Here is an 18,565-nt window from a genome sequence, read left to right as displayed (position 1 = left end):
GAAGAATAGTCTTTTATGACCTTTTGATTGGTTAAAAAGGCATATAAAAATCAAACTTGTAACAAAATAAGCACTGAAAAATCATATATGCACCTATTTGATTAATATTTTAGAGATAAAACTTATCCATCTATTTGATATCAATTATTCGGCTCGCTTTTTTGTACTGAATGCGCCAGCCTGACCATGTCGGCAGCTCCCAACGTTTTGGCGATAACTTTCGACTACCCGATTGATAGTGAACGTAAATCAGCTTTCTCGCGGGCAAGTATTCTACATCGAGTTGCAAGTCGGCAAGGCTCAATGCAAACGGGTATTTTTCCGAAAATTCTGAATAGAGCCAAGTTGGAATGCCATCGAACGGTATGTCTGAGTGGTCAAACATTTCCAATTCGCTGACATCAGTAACCCCTAACACTTCAAGCTGCTCTATAAACCATAGCTCAAAGTTAATGTTCTCAATTTCTGGTGTGTATTGTGTTTGCTCATCGAGACCGAGTTTCACATACAGCTGCCAATGCTTAATCTCTTGAGTGCGAACCTTTGCAAAACCAGGAAGTTGAGCACCACTTACCACGAGATCGACGATAGGCTTTAATGATAGTTGCCCTTCAGCCGCGACAAGCTTGGTTGTAATCGTGCGGCCTGCGTACATCAACGCCATCTCGGTAAAGACGCCATCATCATTCACAACGGTTTCACCTTGCTCCCAATCTCCTAACTCAGCATCAACTATAAGCTCAAGAGGAATAGGTGCAGTGACCGTCGCTAAGGTCAGTGTTTGCTTAACCCCTCTTCCCGGCAAGCTGTGGGTGTCTAGCACCAACATAGCTTGTGCATTGTCCGGGAAACGGTTCTGGCGACCAAGTACCACCTCTAACACTCCATTAGCAAAGGCCTCTTTCCTTTTCAGCCGGCGCACAAACACCAGTTCAGGATGAAGATCCACAATAGTCTTAAGTAGTTCAATGCGTTGAAAACGTGACGCGACTTCTAGCTGAGGAAGTTCAAATACCTCACGCATTTGCTTAGCTAGACCTTGAGCTTCATTCAGTGCCTGTAGGTCTATTTCTAAATGCGGATATTCGCGACCACGCACAATCTGAATTAACAGGCTTAAATCACACCCTTCTTTCTCCTGTTGCGCCAGTGCTTCCAGATGTTCTGCACTGTTCGGTAATTGATACAAGCGAGCAGGCACAGACAACGCCGCTGTGAGATCGACCATCGCTTCTTTGAGTGCTTTGGTTTTGATGCGAGTTACAATGTCTGCATACAAAGCATCAATCGGCAGTGGATACAGCTTTTTGCCGTGCTCGGTAATTTGATGGTCGGCGTTAATCGCTTCCATCATCAGCAAGGTTTGAGTTGCGCTATTTAGCGACTTCTCAGGAATAGGGTCGAGGAAAGATAAACTATCAAGAGTCGCACCACAACATGCCGCCGCCAACATAGGTTCGGTCAGCTCTTCACGCTGCAATTCAGGAGGCGTAACTAACTCTAACGCTGCGTGTTCACCATACAAACGGACACAAACGCCGTCCATTACCCTACCCGCACGACCCGCGCGTTGTTTGGCACTAGCGCGTGATATGGATTTCAACATTAAGGTGGTTCTGCCGTTGCGTTGAACGGTGCGTCTTTCCAATCCTGAATCTATCACCACGCCAATATCAGGAATGGTTAATGAGGTTTCCGCAACGTTTGTAGCAAGGATGACCTTTCTCAGACCATCACCTTCAATATTGGTATTCCGACCCGATAAGGCTAAATCTCGCTCCTTGTCACTGACCGACGCATGCAATTTAACGACTTGGATATCTGGATTTTTCGCTAAAGCTTGTTCACATTGCACGATCTCTTTTTTACCCGGCAGAAAAACCAACATATCGCCATGTGAAGCAATCAGTTGATGATTCACTTCTTCCGCGATGCGCTGTTCTAGATGTCGACTATCAGGCAGTGTTCTGGATTCATTCGCTCGGTGTTCAATCTCGACTTGATAAGTTCGCCCTTCACAGCTAATTCGATTCGCATCCAAATAATGAGCAAGGCGTTCACCCTCAATGGTTGCTGATGTGATCACTAAACGATGACTCGCTTTTTGTTTCAAAATCGCCACCAGCAAGTCGATATCCCAGCGCCTCTCGTGAAACTCATCCACCACAATTACATCAAAGCCAGCGAGTCCATCTTCTGATAACCAACGCAGCGCGATACCGGGCGTAACAAAAACAACGTCCGTTTGCTCGTTGTATTCCGGTTCGAGCTTAATCGCATAGCCCACTTTGCTACCAAGCTTCTCGCCCGATTGTTGTGCGAGATATTTAGCCAGTGAAGTACACGCGATGCGTCGTGGTTCAACCACCAGAACTCGCCCATGTTGGGAAGCCCAAATTGGCAATCGCGTAGATTTACCTGATCCGGTTTCAGCCTCTACTACAAGGTGAGAATTAACGATTTGTTCGTGGAATACATTTTGATAAGCATCGATGGGAAGTAATGACATAAAAGGGAGCGTCGCGAAAAAGTGTGAGCAAAGTATAACGAATTATCGTGTTGAAATTCGATAAGTGTGGGACAGAGGTAAGAATATCATTTTGTTTGCTCAGATCGCGGAGAAACTATTTACAATTGAATAACTAAACCGTTATCATTTTTCAGTTACCCTTTCTCCCATATTAGGCATCCAATGAACAACGATAAACGCCCTCTATATATCCCTTATGCTGGTCCTGCTCTACTAAGTACCCCTCTTCTAAACAAAGGCAGCGCATTCTCTGCTGAAGAGCGCAGTTCTTTCAACCTTGAAGGTTTGTTACCGGAAACAACCGAAACAATCCAAGAGCAAGTAGGACGTGCATACAAACAATATTGTAACTTCGAAAGTGATATGGATAAGCATATCTACCTTCGTAACATCCAAGACACTAATGAAACGCTTTTTTATCGTTTAGTTCAAAACCACATCTCTGAAATGATGCCTATCATTTACACGCCAACGGTTGGCGCAGCATGTGAGAACTTCTCAAATATTTACCGTCGTGGTCGTGGTCTGTTTATTTCATACCCGAACCGCGATCGTATCGATGATCTACTGAATAATGCGACAAACCACAACGTTAAAGTTATCGTGGTTACGGATGGTGAGCGCATTCTTGGTTTGGGAGACCAAGGCATCGGTGGCATGGGTATTCCAATTGGTAAGCTAGCACTTTACACAGCGTGTGGCGGCATTAGCCCAGCTTACATGCTACCAATCGTGCTCGATGTGGGTACCAACAACCCTCAACGTCTTGCTGACCCAATGTACATGGGCTGGCGTCACCCTCGTATCACAGGTGCTGACTACGATGCATTCGTTGAAGAGTTCATCCAAGCGGTTCAACGCCGTTGGCCTGATGCATTAGTTCAGTTCGAGGATTTCGCACAAAAGAACGCAATGCCACTGCTTGAGCGTTACAAAGATCGCATCTGTTGTTTCAACGATGACATCCAAGGCACAGCAGCCGTAACGGTTGGCTCTCTACTTGCAGCATGTAAAGCAGCAAACAGCAAACTGTCAGATCAGCGTATTACCTTCTTAGGTGCGGGTTCTGCAGGTTGTGGTATTGCTGAAGCTATCATTGCTCAAATGGTGTCTGAAGGTATCAGCGATGCACAAGCTCGCTCTCAAGTTTACATGGTTGACCGTTGGGGTCTGCTACAGGAAGGCATGCAAAACCTGCTTGATTTCCAACAGCGTCTTGTTCAAACCAACGAAAACACTAAAGACTGGGAAAGCGACGGCACTGGTTTCTCTCTACTGGACGTTGTTCGCCACGCGAAGCCAACCGTATTGGTTGGTGTATCTGGTGCTCCAGGTCTATTCAGCAAAGAAGTCATCAAAGAGATGAACCTGCACTGTGAACGTCCTATCGTGTTCCCACTGTCTAACCCAACAAGCCGTGTTGAAGCGACACCAAACGACATTATTCGTTGGACTGATGGCCAAGCACTTGTTGCGACAGGTAGCCCATTTGAGCCAGTAGTTCACAATGGCACGACTTACCCAATCGCTCAGTGTAACAACAGCTACATCTTCCCAGGTATTGGCCTTGGTGTATTAGCTGTGAATGCTTCACGCATCACTGACGAAATGCTAATGGAATCAAGCCGTGCACTTGCAACGTGTTCTCCACTAGCAATCAACGGCACAGGCGCTCTACTTCCACCATTAGAAGAAATCCACACGGTATCGAAGAAGATTGCTCTTGCTGTTGGTAAGAAGGCGATTGAACAGGGCGTTGCTCTAGAGATCACTGAAGAAGCACTGCAACAAGCGATTGACCAGCACTTCTGGCAGCCAGTTTACCGTCGTTACAAGCGCACGGCATTCCAATAAAGCGTACTGCGCTTGGAATAAAGAGCGTTAACGACTCTTATATGAGCCTCTGCAATTGCAGGGGCTTTTTTCTTTAAACTGTCTTGTCTTTTTAACTGATTTTTCTCATTTTTATTTGGTATTATCGAGCACTCAAAAATTAATGCTCAGTGAAAGGACCATACCGAGAGTGAAATTTGATTCTCACATTATCCGTAGCTACATAAAAAAAGCTTACAAAAAACTGCAAGGTTTTCTGTTTGGCGCTTTCCTCGTGTTCTTAGTAGGCAGCGCTGCGGTTATTGCGATCGATTATTGGGTTTCATGGCAAGCGGAAGATCGCATCATCTACGATATAGATGAAGTGCCCGAGCTTGAGGTCGCCGTTGTGCTTGGCACGAGCAAATATTTGGGTCGAACACTCAACGACTATTATAAGCACCGAATCGAAGCCGCGATTGAGCTGTTCGACCGTGAAAAAGTCGACCAGTTTCTGTTAAGTGGTGATAACGCTCATCGCTCTTACAATGAGCCGTGGACGATGAAACGCGACTTGCTGAAAGCGGGTGTACCCGATGAACGCATTAACCTCGATTACGCAGGCTTTAGAACCTTAGACTCGATTGTTCGCGCTAAAAAGATCTTCGACACCGACAACTTCCTGATCATTACTCAGAAATTCCACTGTGAAAGAGCACTATTTATCGCTAATTCTTACGATATTCATGCACAATGTTTAGCGGTTTCAGGCCCTACTCATCATTCAGGCACCTCTATCCGTTTGCGTGAAGTTTTTGCGCGTACCAAAGCCTTCTTAGATTTGTATATTATGGGGACAACGCCAAAGTTCCTTGGACCTAAAGAGCCCATTCAATCGAGTCCAAAACCGGAATCATTTCCGATTCCAAACCCTATGACTGACCCCTCTGTAAACCCTGTTGTAGATCCTACAACAAACCCTATTGCAGACCCAGCAGAGACAGATGTGTAGAAAACTACACATTTTGAATTTGTTGCCTCACATTTCCCCACTGTTACACAAAAACACACCAACACGCCTTTATTAACTTAAGTAACATTCTCCCAACAAAGTCTGACCCTACATCAAGCTATATACCTCGAAAATAATAAGCACGACTCAATGAAGTCGTGCACCAATAAAACGAGGATAACAAAAGGAGCGTCTTATGACGGCACTTGTTACTACACTGAAACACTGGTTGTTCACCCGCAACAGCATGATATTAATTGGTAATTTCACGCTATTCGCACTCTTGCTCAACACCCTTCCTTTCGAATCACAAGTCAATACTGGTTTGAGTATTCTCGTGTTCGTTGCGGTTCTATGGTTAACCGAAGCTATTCATGTCAGCATCACCGCTCTGCTCGTTCCACTCTTGGCTGTCTTGTTTGGTGTGTTCAATACGCCCGCTGCATTAGCGAACTTCTCGAACCCAATCATCTTCCTATTCATGGGTGGTTTTGCCCTTGCTGCTGCGCTCAACAAGCAAGAGCTCGATAAGGCGATTGCCGACAAAGTTCTGCTGATTGCAAAAGGCAGAATGTCGGTGGCGGTGTTCATGCTATTCGGTGTGAGTGCAGGCTTGTCGATGTGGATTTCGAACACAGCAACGACTGCAATGATGCTTCCCCTTGTTCTTGGCATCATGAACAAGGTTGACCAAAGTGAAGACCGCAACACCTACGTGTTCGTGCTACTGGGTATTGCTTACTGTGCTTCAATCGGTGGCATCGCAACCTTAGTTGGTAGCCCACCAAACGCAATTGCGGCGGCAGAAGTTGGCTTAAGCTTCACAGAGTGGATGGCACTTGGCCTACCTATCTCAATGATCTTACTGCCAATCGCGATGATTATTCTTTACGTGATGACTAAGCCGAAGCTTGACCACAAATTCGAGCTAGACCATGCCCCAGTTGAGTGGACAAACAGCAAGAAAATCACACTGTCTATCTTCCTTTTAACGGTAACGCTTTGGATATTCGGTAAGCCAATCAATGCAATGATCGGTGGCTTCTCGAAGTTTGATAGCTTGGTTGCGATTGGCGCGATTGTATTGCTTGGCGCTTCTAGAGCAGTCGAATGGAAAGATGTTGAGAAGACAACGGATTGGGGCGTATTAATCCTATTCGGTGGCGGTATCTGTTTAAGTAACATTCTTAAAGCAACCGGAACCAGTGTATTCCTAGCACACTCTCTAAGCGGTTTCTTAGAAACAGCAGGCGTACTGCTAACGATTCTAGCGGTAGTAGCGTTCGTCGTATTCCTAACTGAATTCGCAAGTAACACAGCGAGCGCGGCATTGCTTGTCCCTGTATTTGCGACCATTGCTGAAGCGCTGGGTATGTCGCCGGTTATCTTGTCTGCACTGATTGCGGTTGCTGCATCTTGTGCCTTCATGCTGCCAGTAGCAACACCACCTAACGCAATCGTGTTTGGCTCAGGCCACATCAAGCAAAAAGAGATGATGCGAATCGGTATGGTGTTGAACCTAGTTTGTATCCTAGTTCTGACACTGTTCGCTTGGATTTTCTGGTAAGGATAACGCCTTATAGGCCGTGCTCCCCTAGACTGGTTGCAGTTCCCCCGGCTCAACCAGTACAAAAATGCCCGCTCAGTGTGAAGCTTTCTGTTACTTGAAGCTATCACTGAGCGGGCATCCAAAAAAACAATAAAACGCTTTTCCCTTTTGGTGGCTCTTCGCCACCTTTTTTGTATCAGCTCGCCATCAACCTATCATTACCGCTCTAAGACCTGGTTCTCACGCCACACTTGGCACCAAACGCGTCCAACCTAGCAGCAACATCGAAGCACACAATACCCACACTAAGGTCGCTAACGAGAGTGTCGACACCAAATTGTATCGATAACTAAACACATACACAGCGCCAAGATAAGCCGCGTATGGCACAAGCGAAAATAAGCCAAACAAGGCTGTGGTGCGTAACTCCACCATGGTTTGTTCCGTGCCGACAATGTAGTGAGCAATCAGAGCAAAGGTCGGAAACAGCGGCACTAAACCAGAGATGTAGAAGCTCTTGCTCTTCGACAATAGCGCAATCAACAAAACCGCCGCTGCACCCAGCAAGCATTTAAAGAACAGGGAAATCATTTTTGTACATTTTCCAAACAAACTAACAAAGGCTCTAGAGGGTAAACTCATCTAGCAGCCATAAAAACGCCACACGTCACATATGCACGTGTGGCTTATAAACTAATCAAAACAATTTTCAGATTAGTGACTCAAGATCACCTGATTTCGACCTGAATGCTTAGCTTGATATAAAGCTTCATCAGCGCGAGCAATGGTCTCTGTCACTCGCTCTTGTTTCATCTCAGCGATACCAATACTGCATGTCAGTGGATCGCCATGAACCCAAAGGTGCTGGCTAACTAAGAGTCGGATTTTCTCAGCCTTTCTTTGTGCTTCGCCAAGATCAGTCTCCGGGCAAAAAACAATAAACTCTTCACCACCCCACCTCACCAACTTGTCGGTAGCGCTGATCGAACTGCCGACCACCATGCTAAACTCGCGTAAAATATGGTCACCCATTTGGTGTCCGTATTTGTCATTCACGCTCTTGAAGTAGTCAATATCGAGATACAACATACTTAGCTTTCCATGCCCCTGCTTAACCTGCTGAGACTGCATTTTTAGCCAATCACGAATCGCGTGTCGGTTTAGTATTCCGGTCAACTCATCACGGTGTGCCATTTCAGAGAATTCAAAGTTTTGCTCTCTCAGTGCTCGGTTGACGTTCTTAAGGTGATAGTGTCTTTTTTCGGCAATCAGCATACGCTTTCTTGAACTGTTTAATTCAGAAAGCAAGAACACCGTGCCGGTTCCGACCCAAACAAACAGTAAAATAAGGAACAAGCTCTCGCCTGTGATGTAAGAGCCTTCAAACTCGATGCTACGGATAACGATTCTATGATGACCAAGCTTCGCACCAGATGCGGTAGCAAACTCAACCATATTCACATTCGAATACTCGGGCGCTGAGTGCTCTAACGCAATGTCGTTATCAGCTAACCACCATGTCATTACTTGCAGGTTTTTGATCGGAATCTCAATCACACCACCATCAACGCCCGGAGAAAACTCCATCCCGTTGTACTTATGTGTATACTCGTTATCCGGAACTGAATAAGCAGGGTTATAGTTACGTAGGTAGGTTCTCAAACGGCCGCTTGAGTCAGCCTCTGCATGGTAATCGATGTTCACTCTAAAAGTGTGATACTGGGAAAGGTCAAGACCTGTGGTTATATCTGGATCGATACGAATCGATAAGCCGCAGTAAGGCCAAGGATACTCTGATTCCTTTAGCTCACAGTTAAGAACATATTGGCCATTTTCATAGGATAATTGAGAGGTACTGACACCCCTGTCAACTTGATCGCTGGTCGCGATAAACTCATATTTATCTGGCGTAATTGCCGTTATCACACGATTTCCGCTCACACGGTAATACTGCACAATGGCAAGTGTTGCGATAACTAGAAAGATAACAATCTTATGGATCCACTTCACGTCTAAGCTTCCGGCTTATATCCCTAGAGTTGGGATTTCACGATATAAAATAAGTTACGTGAATTAGTGATCTTAATACCAATAATTCACTAAAAAACGTTATATCACGCCTGAACAAAATGTCATACTATATTTTTATGCTTACATTTCATGCTAATTATTTACGCCGAGAATCAAGTATTATTGCGTATAAAAATAGGCTCCATTTGTTATACTCATCGCATAATCATCGTTAACCGAACAGGCTGCTTACAGAGCATTCGAGTCGACGAAATAATAATCAAAATACAACGAGTAATGTCATGTCTTTATTAGCGAAAGGAACACTCAAGAAGATGAGTGCTTCCCTTGATGGTGCGGTAACCTACCGTTTGCCTGTAGGCGAAGAATTTGTAGAACTAAACCCTCTGATTGGTAAAACCATCAACCTCACTCACACAGGCAATATTTTTTGCTGCTCGTGTGGCAAGAAAACCAAGAAAAGCTACTCTCAAGGCCACTGCTTTGTGTGCATGAAAAAGCTAGCTAGCTGCGATATGTGCATCATGAAACCAGAGACTTGCCACTACGATGAAGGCACATGTCGTGAGCCTCAATGGGGTGAAGAGAACTGCATGGTTGATCACTTCGTTTACCTATCAAATACATCAAGCCTAAAAGTAGGTATCACTCGTCATACACAGATCCCTACCCGTTGGATTGATCAAGGTGCGACTCAAGGCCTACCAATCTTGAAGGTAAAAACGCGTCAGATTTCTGGCCTTATCGAAGTTGAATTAGCAAAACACATCGCCGATAAAACCAACTGGCGCACGCTGCTAAAAGGCGACGGCGACGATATGGAATTGGTAGAGAAAGCAAAAGAGCTGCTACCACTGGTTGAGGATAAAATCCAAGAGATCAGAGCAAAATTTGGTGACGATGCGATCGAAATTCTAAGTGAGAACATCACTTCATTGAGCTACCCCGTTGAACAGCACCCTGTGAAGATTGTATCGCACAACTTTGATAAGAACCCTGAGGTGACCGGTGTACTTCAAGGCATTAAAGGCCAATACCTTATCTTGGATACTGGTGTGATTAACATCCGTAAATTCGGTTCTTACGAAGTTGAGGTTTCTGCTTAATCAGCTGAGCGCCATCACAAGTGAGATACAAAAATGCCCTGACGCTTTAGCTTCAGGGCATCTTTCATTTCAGATGAGACGATCAGCTTTAATAAAGCAACGTACAAATACTAGAGCGCAACCACATCTCCGTCGACACAATTCTTGCCATTGGCTTTCGCGCGATAGAGAGACTGATCGGTTAAATTCACGAGTGCGTCAATAGTGACACCGTCTTCACAAGCTCGACTATCACTGATTCCGATACTGACACTCGAATTAAATCGAACCTGTTCATCAATTTTGAACTCAACGTGATGGAACTGTTGGCGAATCTCTTCTGACACCTCGTATGCTAGTTCAAGAGACGCATTTGGGATAAAGATAATGAACTCTTCACCACCCCAACGGCCTGCGACTCCACCCACTCTATCGGCATTGCGCTTGGCAATATTAGCCAAAGCACAAATGACCTCATCACCGACCATATGACCGTAAGTGTCATTAATCGACTTAAAATCATCGATATCCAACAACATACACACAAGGTAATTTTCAGAGATAATATGCTCTCTTAGCCATTCATAAATAGCCCTACGATTGAGCAAATCCGTCATTTCATCGTAATTAGCTTGGTGAACCAACTGCTTTTCCAACATCACCTTTTGCGTCACATCTTCGAGCACAACCTGAACCGCAGGCTGACCTTTCCACGTAATCGCATTGTCGTAAATATTGAAAAATCGATGCACACCGTCAAACCCAATGTTTTCGACCACAGTGCTCGTTCCAGACAACTCACCAGACATAAGCGCATGATAGTGCTTATTGATGCCATCAGTGTTCTGCTTGGGTACCAACTCAAGGATCGAATCCAGCGCTAATACTTGCTCTATGGACGATCCACCTTGTAATTTGACCCACGATTGATTGACCATCAAAGGTTTAAAATCTCGGTGAACCAAGATTCCCTGCCCTGATTGCATGATCATGTCGTGATACATCTTATCTTGCTCACGCACCGCATTTTGCAGCTGAATCGCAGGGGAAAGATCGATAACCGTGACTTGCAGTGCAGGCCTTCCCTGCCACTCCGTCACATGGTCGATAGAAAACACGGTGAACTCTCTGCCGTTACGATCAACATTGGTATAGGTATGAACCTGAGGGTCGCGTTGACCACTCACCGTTTCAAGGTAATTTTGATAGGCTAGAACATGGTAATCTTCTGAGATTAAATCTAGAAAGCTATCGATATTAGAAAGTAGTTCTTCGGGCGATTGGTATCCATAGATGCGAGCATAGTTAGCGTCAACACTAACTACATTCATATCTTGAATAGTTATCACACCGTACGTGGATTCGAAATTTATTGAAGACATTGCCAACTCCGCACTCTAGCTACACTTCATAAACTGGAGCATAACAACACATCCTGCCAACGCTTCCACAGAATCTTTCACGCGTTAGGGATATTAATATGGTATCTAGTATATCGTACTGTTGCGGGCTTCTCTACAATTCAATCACTAACACGAGTTATCAAAAGTAGACAAGCATCTCAATCCTATTACGCGCGTCAAAAAACAAAAAAAGATAATGTATATCTATGTAAGCATTAACTTTTCTGTTTTCGGCTTTAAAGTGCGTAGCTAGAGTTAATCACGACTCTTTTCAAATCCCGTTCAGTATTAACTTCTGTCTTGTTGGCTGCCAGCTTGACACCTTGTCGCTTATTCATTCCAATCCGAAAAGTAAGCGACTAAGAAGTCGATCGCCAGTCGTGCTCTCTGGGGTAAAAAACGGCGGTTTTGATATACGACCCAACTGCTGGTTCCTGCTCCCCAATATTCTTCAAGCACCGGGACCAGCTTTCCATTAGTCAGACCGCCATTGAAACTGCTTTTAGGAAGATAAACAATCCCAAGTCCCTCTTCACATGCTTTGAGTACTGCGCTCGAATTGTTACTGCGCCAGCGCCCATGTACTCGTACTGCATTTAACGATTTGCCCTCTTTCTCAAATAACCACTGATCACTGTTAGCGATAATACAGCTATGCATTTTCAACTGCTCTGGATGAGTAGGCGAACCAAATTGCTCTATATAGTCTTTACTGGCTGCAGCCGCCATTGGACGATCGACCAACTTTCTTGCCACCAGCCCTGAATCGTCTAATCGACCATAACGAATGGCAAAGTCGATACCATCTTCGATGAAGTTCACCATCTTAGTATTGAAGTTCATTTCTATGGTGAGTTCAGGATGATCTTTGGCAAATTCCATCAGCGCTGTCGCAACATGATTTTCTGCAAATGCACCCGCAGCACTAACACGTAATGTACCGCTAAGCTGAGTTTGTTGAGACGTGACTTGTTCATTCGCTTGTTGCAGCCCAATGACCAAGTCTTTGCACTGCTGATAATAGGTATGACCCGATTCGGTCAGGCTCACCATCCGTGTTGAACGCGCAAGCAACGCCACGCCAACTCTCTCTTCCAACCTTGAAACTTGGCGACTGACATGACTAGTACTGCAACCCAACTGTTTTGCTGCTGCAGAAAAGCCGTGACACTCGGCTACCGCAACAAACTCATTAATACCTTCAAAGCTGTCCATACTTAATCTACCCGTATCTTATCTTTGCTATATAGCAACAATGTTTTGCCTGTTTAGTATATTATCACCTAATTGGTTTGGAACTAGTATTAGATACAACAAGACGGCGATAGCTAAGTAACAACACGATACCTAGCGCTTAACGAAAAGCGTCAGCATCTAATTACAGGCATCGTTTCTAAATAAAAAAACAGCAGCTCAAAGGGATGAATCATGAAAAAAATACTAATTCCAGTAACTAACCACGCAACACTTGGCGATACAGACCAAGCGAACGGTACTTACGCTCCAGAACTAACCCACGCTCTGAAAGAGATCATGGCTGCTGGATTCGAATACGACATCGCTTCTATCAATGGTGGCAAAGCCCCACTCTACGGAACGGATATTGAAGGAGATGTGGTTAACGCTGATATCTTGGCGGATGATGACTTCCAGAACCGCATCAACAATACGATTCCAGTAAGCCAAATCAATACTGAAAGCTACGATGCTATCTTCTACCCAGGTGGATTCGGTTTGCTTTCAGATTTAGCAACCAATGAACAGTTCGCTAGCATCGCAGCAAAGCATTATGAAGATGGTGGTATTGTCGCGGCAGTATGTCACGGCCCTGCGGCGCTGCTTCCGATTGTTCTGAGCAACGGCGAGAAGCTACTAAGCTCTAAATCGGTGACTGGCTTTACACGTGAAGAAGAGATCGACTTTGGTACGATCAACGACATTCCATTCCTACTCGAAGAGTCTCTTGCTCGTAGCGCAGCACGTTTCAACAAGGTTCAACCTTGGCAAGAGCTTGTGATTGTTGATGAGCGAGTCATTACAGGTCAGAACCCAACCAGCGCACACGCAGTGGGTGTAGCTATTGTTAAGCAGCTTTCATAGTCGAATCGCTGTCTTGATTAAATAGCGGTCTTAATCGAATCACTGGTGTTACGTAAATAAGTAATAAGCGCGGTGAAACAAAAAAGAGCATACTTCCACCTCAATATTATTGAGAGAAGTATGCTCTTTTCTAATTTTGTAACCACTAAGGTGTTAGTTACTTCTTGCTAGTCGCTTCTTACTAGTTACTTCGCAAGATCCCTTCAAGCACATTAAACAGCAAGTCGATCTCTTCAATCGAGTTGTAATGCATACAACCAATACGCACCACGCCCTGCTCTTCAATACCCAACTGCTTCACCAACCCTAATGCGTAGAAGTGTCCGTTCCACACACAGATATTATGCTCGCCCAGCTTCTTCGCGATGAACTCTGGGGAGTGGTTATCAAAGGTGATGGCGAATGTTGGCGTTCTTAGGTTCGAATCAAACTCTGTCTTTCCGTAGAGCTTTGCCCCTTCCAGATCACCTAAGCGTTTTAGGAAGTACTCACTAAGCTGGCTTTCATGCTTGTTATAAAGCGCGTAGCTTTGCTCTAAACGAGAACGCAATGAGTCGGTTGGCTCACCGAATTGCGCCAAGTAATCTACTGCTGCAATCACACCGGCAAGGCCTTCAAAGCTTTGCGTTCCGGTTTCAAAACGGCCTGGGCCAATGTTTGTCGCTGGCTCTACCTTGTAAGGCTTTAACGTGTGTAACCATTGAGGCGCAACATAAGCAATGCCCACATGCGGGCCAAAGAACTTATAAGCTGAACACGCTAAGAAATCACAGTTCAGTTGTTGAACATCGATCAAGTGATGAGGAGCGTAGTGAACCGCATCAACATAAACCTGAGCACCGTGCTGATGTGCAAGTTCGATAACTTTCGCCATGTCGACAATCGAGCCCGTGGTGTTCGAAGCAAACGTCACAGCAACAAGCTTGGTCTTCTCATTTAACAGCGACTCAAAGTGCGCCATGTCTAGGCTGCAATCCGACTCGTCGACACGAACTTGGCGAACAATCGCGCCCTTGTCGTCTGCTGCTTGTTGCCAGCTCGATACATTCGAGTAGTGGTCTAGCGCGGTAACAATCACCTCATCGCCAGCTTGCCAATCGCGGCTGATCGCTCGGCTAAGCTGAAAAGTCAGTGAGGTCATGTTGGCACCAAATACAACATTGCCCGAAGACTCGGCATTCAGTAACGCTTGTGCCGCTTCTCTCGCTTGCTGCATTAAACCTGTGGTCTTCTGGCTAGAAAAATAGTGACCGCCCAAGTTGGAATTAAAGTGCCCGAGGTATTCCGTCATAGACGCTAATACATTCTCAGGCACCTGAGAACCACCCGGCCCATCAAAAAAGGTAACGGGCTTGCCGTTATGGTATTGGCCTAACGCGCTGAACTGCTGGCGTACATCATTAAGAGTGAAGGACATTGCGCGCATCCTTAGCCGTTAGAACAAACACATCCATGTAACCCATCTCATCGTGGTCTATGGTGCGAATTGGCTGTGCGTTGTGCCAAAGCTTACTATCAGCAAGCATTGCAACTTCTCCATCTTCTAGCACTTTTCTAAAGAATGGGGCTTCATGGCTATCTTGATAAAGCATCACTTCACCACCGACGATATTGTGGCGAGTAACACCAATGATCGCGATATGGTCAAAACCGTCTTGGTGCACACCTTCTGGCGCAACCTGTGTCTCTTCAAAAATGGCAGCGATACGGATTTGGTGGATTTCGATTTCTTGTCCGTCTTCAAGCCCATTGGTTTCAATAAACAGTTCACACATCTCTTGCATGCCTTCGCTGCTTAGGATTGGTGCTTCAATTGGCTCGAATTGGCGAACAACGTCACCTTGAAAGTGATTAATGTCTTCAGACTGAACGAAGTTATGTTTGTCTAGCTCTACGACTTGTCCATTACTGAATTCAACCACAGAGTACCTTCTCAATCGGTACTGTCCGTCTGCGTGCTCTGTGCTAGGTAGCTTAGAGAAAGAAGGTGACAGCTCCTTAACCGCGTGGTTACTGAGATGGGTAATATGTAGGGTGTTTTCGTGAGCGTGTAACATCATCGACTCCTTAATGATTGTTAATTTACTTTCGACATTTAACGTTTTGTTTACATAAAAGGATACTTGAAGATCTTGCCAAATCAACAATAAACAATCATTTATCCCGTCAGAATTAATAATTCAGATTGTAAAACCAAGTTTAAAATCAAAAGCAGTGTATAACACCAGAATAAAAGATGACCAACTCTTAAAACTAGCACACTTCACTAGCTAGTTATAAACACCTATAAAATCAAATTTAACGATATTATTAACTAGCGCGCTGTGTTTATTATTTTGTCAGCAATTACCCACTAATACGTCAGCCGCAGCATCTAGGCTCATCCCCCTACTTCGGCATACTTTATTTGTATGTTTTTGCACATCGAAATACGACCAACCTATCAGTTGCCAAGCTATTGATTATTTACACAACAAACTGGAATTGGTTAATTTATGAGTACGCCAGAATCCACACGCCTTTGCTTGCGCGTCTGGAACAGGTCGAGTTCGGGGGGAACTCGGCCGCCCTTAACGTTTACGCCCTTTCTCGAACTTCTCATAATCTTCATTTATACCGATAGCATTCATCTCAATTTTTTATATGGAAATTGTTTTGTATAAAAAAATATGACACTCTAATCCTAATAAAAATTTCTTCGTAAACAAACACTTAAATATGTAGTGGTTTTGTTTCGGATGGTATTCACATTTCACGCATCCGTTACATTTTTGTAAATATACGTAATGCAACGACACAACTTGCGGTACAAACATTGGGCTTATATGAACCGCAACAACAACAGGTACTTCGCGGTAAGACGGCTTAGCTACGTACCAGCGGACTCTCTTTTTTATGAAAGCGCTAACCGCCTATGCTTACACCATGAATTGCCACAGATTACACTTACAACCCATTGAAGTATTAAGGTAAATTAAGTAATTGAACTAGTCAGTTACTATAAAAAATACATTAAGTCAGAGGTGTGACCTCCCGGGCTAGGATTAAAGAAGAATGACTACTCAATCGAGCAATCCACATACTGCTGTAACTAGTTATAGTGGGTATATCTATCAAGGGAAAATTGCGGTTTTGCACTGCTTACAATTAATCCAAGATAGTGAAATAAACAGTTATGACCTTAAATTACAGATTGAAAGCATTGACGACTTTGCAATTCTGAATTCAGATAACACTTGCAAATCAATGCATCAAGTAAAAGCAAAAAAAGCACAGAGGTTTAGCATACACCAAAGTGACTTTGACAAGCAGAAAGCAGTTTTTGATGGCGAAAATGATGGTAGAAAAGCTTATTTCCATGTATCAAAAGAACTGACAAACATACCTTCAGATTATTCCACCTCATACCCGTGCATAACTATCTACCAATACACTAACTTGCAAGGAAATAAAGTACCTTGGTGCCAACTAGATGAAGTAGATTCATTCATTGATTACCAAATTATAGAGGCATATAAATTACTATACCCAGGAGAGGTATACCGACAACAGCAAGATTATGTTACTAAAACCCGGCATCATCTTGAAAACATAGTGCTCAGGCATATTATTAACATTCACCATGAAATAATAGAAAATAAAATTAAAAATATAATTGATAGAGATATTGCTGCAAAAGCAAACATTAACTTCTCTACATTTTATCAAGTATTAGATAACAATATAAACGAGTCATCCCTAGGTGAGGAATACTTTCATTTTTGGTTATTAAAACTATCTGGTAATTATTTCCTAGAATACTGCTTAAACTTAAGTGATGAGGAAGACCTTCTAAAGTTAAATGTTTATCAATCTTTAATAAACCAACTTGATGTCCCAAACTTATTGAAGTTTATACGCTCAATTCTCCCTCATAAAAAGTCCGGATTTAGCAACATAAGTCAATTCAAAGATAATTCTTTTGATTCGGATGACTTTAGAAAAGGGATTTTGAGAGTATTTGAAAGCTTGAAAAAAGCAAACCTGTCAGATATTGAATCATCTCCTTCACTATTTCATTGGCAAGCTTGCGGTGAGTTATTTTATCCTACAGCCATACATGAACTAGAAGAAGATGCTCGAGAGTTATGTCGCGAAATAATAGAAACTTCAATAAATGAAGATGTTGATTTCCTATTTGAGAGTGGAGTTCTTATCAATAGAAGCATAACCTCAGACTCAATATTTTCCATTAAATCAGTAGGTTCATATGAAGATGATGACCTACATCAAGATTTTTCAGATAATCTAGATGAGAAAAAAATCAACAACTTTAAGAAAGTATCATTGATGTCATTAAATGATGCTAGGGATCTAATCAATGATTGATATAGTAGAAAGTATATTTGAAGATTTCAATTACAAAAAAATAGAATCAGATAAAATCAAACTTTACAAATCTGATACTATTGAAGACTATTGGGTGATATTTTCTGGTTCTCCTTATCAGATACTAGAAAAGAACACTCAAAGTAAACTAATGTCTTTATGCAAAGAAGCCTGTAACGATAGTGCTCTAGAAAAAAATGCAAATATCATTTGCCTTTGGGAAATAAATGAACTGAATCAAGAGTCTGCTCAACAGCTTCATCAAACTGAAGAAGATGTCTATTTCTTTAAGAAAAACGTACTGTACTATAGCCATGATGAATACATAGACTTCAAAAAGCAATGCAATAGCACGTCTATAAGTGATATTTTAAAGCAGTCTGCCGATGACCCCGCGGTATTCCAATACTATAAAGAAAACTTCGATTCTCAAACTTGGCAAGCACTAGCTTTTCGGATCTTTATCAAGTTGACGTTCATGCCAGTAAGTCATAAATCAGGTGCGGAGATATCCAACCTTTATGCTAATCACCATAAATTAATAACTAACCATAGTAACTCGATAAGGTTAAGTAGGTTAGATTCAATAATACAAGACCTGCCAGATAATAGTGTCAACATCAGGGCGGGATCGCACTTTGTTAACAGATATGATCTAATAGCTCCAAACCCATA

General features: G+C 43.5%; 14 protein-coding genes. 7 read left to right on the top strand and 7 right to left on the bottom strand.

Annotation, left to right across the window (positions count from 1 at the left end):
- Positions 1-130: 130 nt before the first annotated feature.
- Positions 131-2,509: a helicase-related protein gene (locus tag ACED45_RS09945; RefSeq protein ID WP_371713901.1), complete on the bottom strand. Its 2,379-nt coding sequence runs from the start codon at positions 2,507-2,509 to the stop codon at positions 131-133.
- A gap of 183 nt (positions 2,510-2,692) precedes the next feature.
- Between ACED45_RS09945 and ACED45_RS09940 the strand changes: the two genes are divergently transcribed.
- The 3 genes from ACED45_RS09940 (at position 2,693) to ACED45_RS09930 (ending at position 6,921) form a co-directional block, all read left to right on the top strand.
- Positions 2,693-4,384 carry an NAD-dependent malic enzyme gene (locus tag ACED45_RS09940; protein WP_371713900.1) on the top strand — a complete coding sequence of 564 codons (1,692 nt, stop codon included), beginning with the start codon at positions 2,693-2,695 and terminating at the stop codon, positions 4,382-4,384.
- Between the two features lie 169 nt (positions 4,385-4,553).
- Positions 4,554-5,354: a SanA/YdcF family protein gene (locus ACED45_RS09935; RefSeq protein WP_017063589.1), complete on the top strand. Its 801-nt coding sequence runs from the start codon at positions 4,554-4,556 to the stop codon at positions 5,352-5,354.
- Positions 5,355-5,550: 196 nt separating this feature from the next.
- Positions 5,551-6,921 (top strand): SLC13 family permease, encoded by a 1,371-nt coding sequence (locus ACED45_RS09930; RefSeq protein ID WP_017059762.1) that lies wholly within the window; start codon positions 5,551-5,553, stop codon positions 6,919-6,921.
- 222 nt (positions 6,922-7,143) lie between these two features.
- Here ACED45_RS09930 and ACED45_RS09925 read toward each other — a convergent pair whose 3' ends face one another.
- Together ACED45_RS09925 and ACED45_RS09920 are read right to left on the bottom strand one after the other, a co-directional pair.
- Positions 7,144-7,494 carry a GlpM family protein gene (locus tag ACED45_RS09925; RefSeq protein ID WP_048663603.1) on the bottom strand — a complete coding sequence of 117 codons (351 nt, stop codon included), beginning with the start codon at positions 7,492-7,494 and terminating at the stop codon, positions 7,144-7,146.
- Between the two features lie 123 nt (positions 7,495-7,617).
- Positions 7,618-8,913: a GGDEF domain-containing protein gene (locus ACED45_RS09920; RefSeq protein WP_371713899.1), complete on the bottom strand. Its 1,296-nt coding sequence runs from the start codon at positions 8,911-8,913 to the stop codon at positions 7,618-7,620.
- 302 nt (positions 8,914-9,215) lie between these two features.
- On the opposite strand from ACED45_RS09920, the gene ACED45_RS09915 reads away from it, so the two are divergent.
- Positions 9,216-10,040 (top strand): DUF2797 domain-containing protein, encoded by an 825-nt coding sequence (locus ACED45_RS09915; protein ID WP_017063586.1) that lies wholly within the window; start codon positions 9,216-9,218, stop codon positions 10,038-10,040.
- Between the two features lie 110 nt (positions 10,041-10,150).
- Here the strand turns inward: ACED45_RS09915 and ACED45_RS09910 are convergent, their stop codons facing one another.
- Together ACED45_RS09910 and ACED45_RS09905 are read right to left on the bottom strand one after the other, a co-directional pair.
- Positions 10,151-11,401 (bottom strand): sensor domain-containing diguanylate cyclase, encoded by a 1,251-nt coding sequence (locus tag ACED45_RS09910; RefSeq protein WP_048659548.1) that lies wholly within the window; start codon positions 11,399-11,401, stop codon positions 10,151-10,153.
- Between the two features lie 351 nt (positions 11,402-11,752).
- A complete protein-coding gene (locus ACED45_RS09905; protein ID WP_102433135.1) occupies positions 11,753-12,637 on the bottom strand; it encodes a LysR family transcriptional regulator in 885 nt (294 codons plus the stop codon).
- A 213-nt stretch (positions 12,638-12,850) separates the two neighbouring features.
- Here ACED45_RS09905 and ACED45_RS09900 point away from each other — a divergent pair, with 213 nt between their 5' ends.
- A complete protein-coding gene (locus ACED45_RS09900) occupies positions 12,851-13,522 on the top strand; it encodes a type 1 glutamine amidotransferase domain-containing protein (protein ID WP_371713898.1) in 672 nt (223 codons plus the stop codon).
- Positions 13,523-13,703: 181 nt separating this feature from the next.
- Here ACED45_RS09900 and ACED45_RS09895 read toward each other — a convergent pair whose 3' ends face one another.
- Both ACED45_RS09895 and ACED45_RS09890 read right to left on the bottom strand, forming a co-directional pair.
- Positions 13,704-14,939 (bottom strand): cysteine desulfurase-like protein, encoded by a 1,236-nt coding sequence (locus tag ACED45_RS09895; RefSeq protein WP_371713897.1) that lies wholly within the window; start codon positions 14,937-14,939, stop codon positions 13,704-13,706.
- The gene (locus tag ACED45_RS09890; protein WP_371713926.1) at positions 14,923-15,579 is read right to left on the bottom strand and encodes a 2OG-Fe dioxygenase family protein; all 657 of its coding nucleotides are present in this window, start codon (positions 15,577-15,579) and stop codon (positions 14,923-14,925) included. Before ACED45_RS09890 ends, ACED45_RS09895 begins: the two co-directional genes overlap by 17 nt.
- Positions 15,580-16,576: 997 nt before the next feature.
- Here ACED45_RS09890 and ACED45_RS09885 point away from each other — a divergent pair.
- Both ACED45_RS09885 and ACED45_RS09880 read left to right on the top strand, forming a co-directional pair.
- Positions 16,577-17,890, top strand: a complete 1,314-nt coding sequence (locus ACED45_RS09885; RefSeq protein WP_371713896.1) for an ABC-three component system protein — start codon at positions 16,577-16,579, stop codon at positions 17,888-17,890.
- The coding region (locus tag ACED45_RS09880) for an ABC-three component system middle component 1 (RefSeq protein ID WP_371713895.1) at positions 17,883-18,565 on the top strand (683 nt) is incomplete at its 3' end. The genes ACED45_RS09885 and ACED45_RS09880, both read left to right, overlap by 8 nt.

The organism is Vibrio crassostreae (genome assembly GCF_041439375.1).
Classification (GTDB): Bacteria; Pseudomonadota; Gammaproteobacteria; order Enterobacterales; family Vibrionaceae; genus Vibrio; species Vibrio crassostreae_D.
The sequence above is the reverse complement of the archived record's forward strand: the minus strand, read 5'-3'. Positions and strand labels throughout refer to the sequence as shown.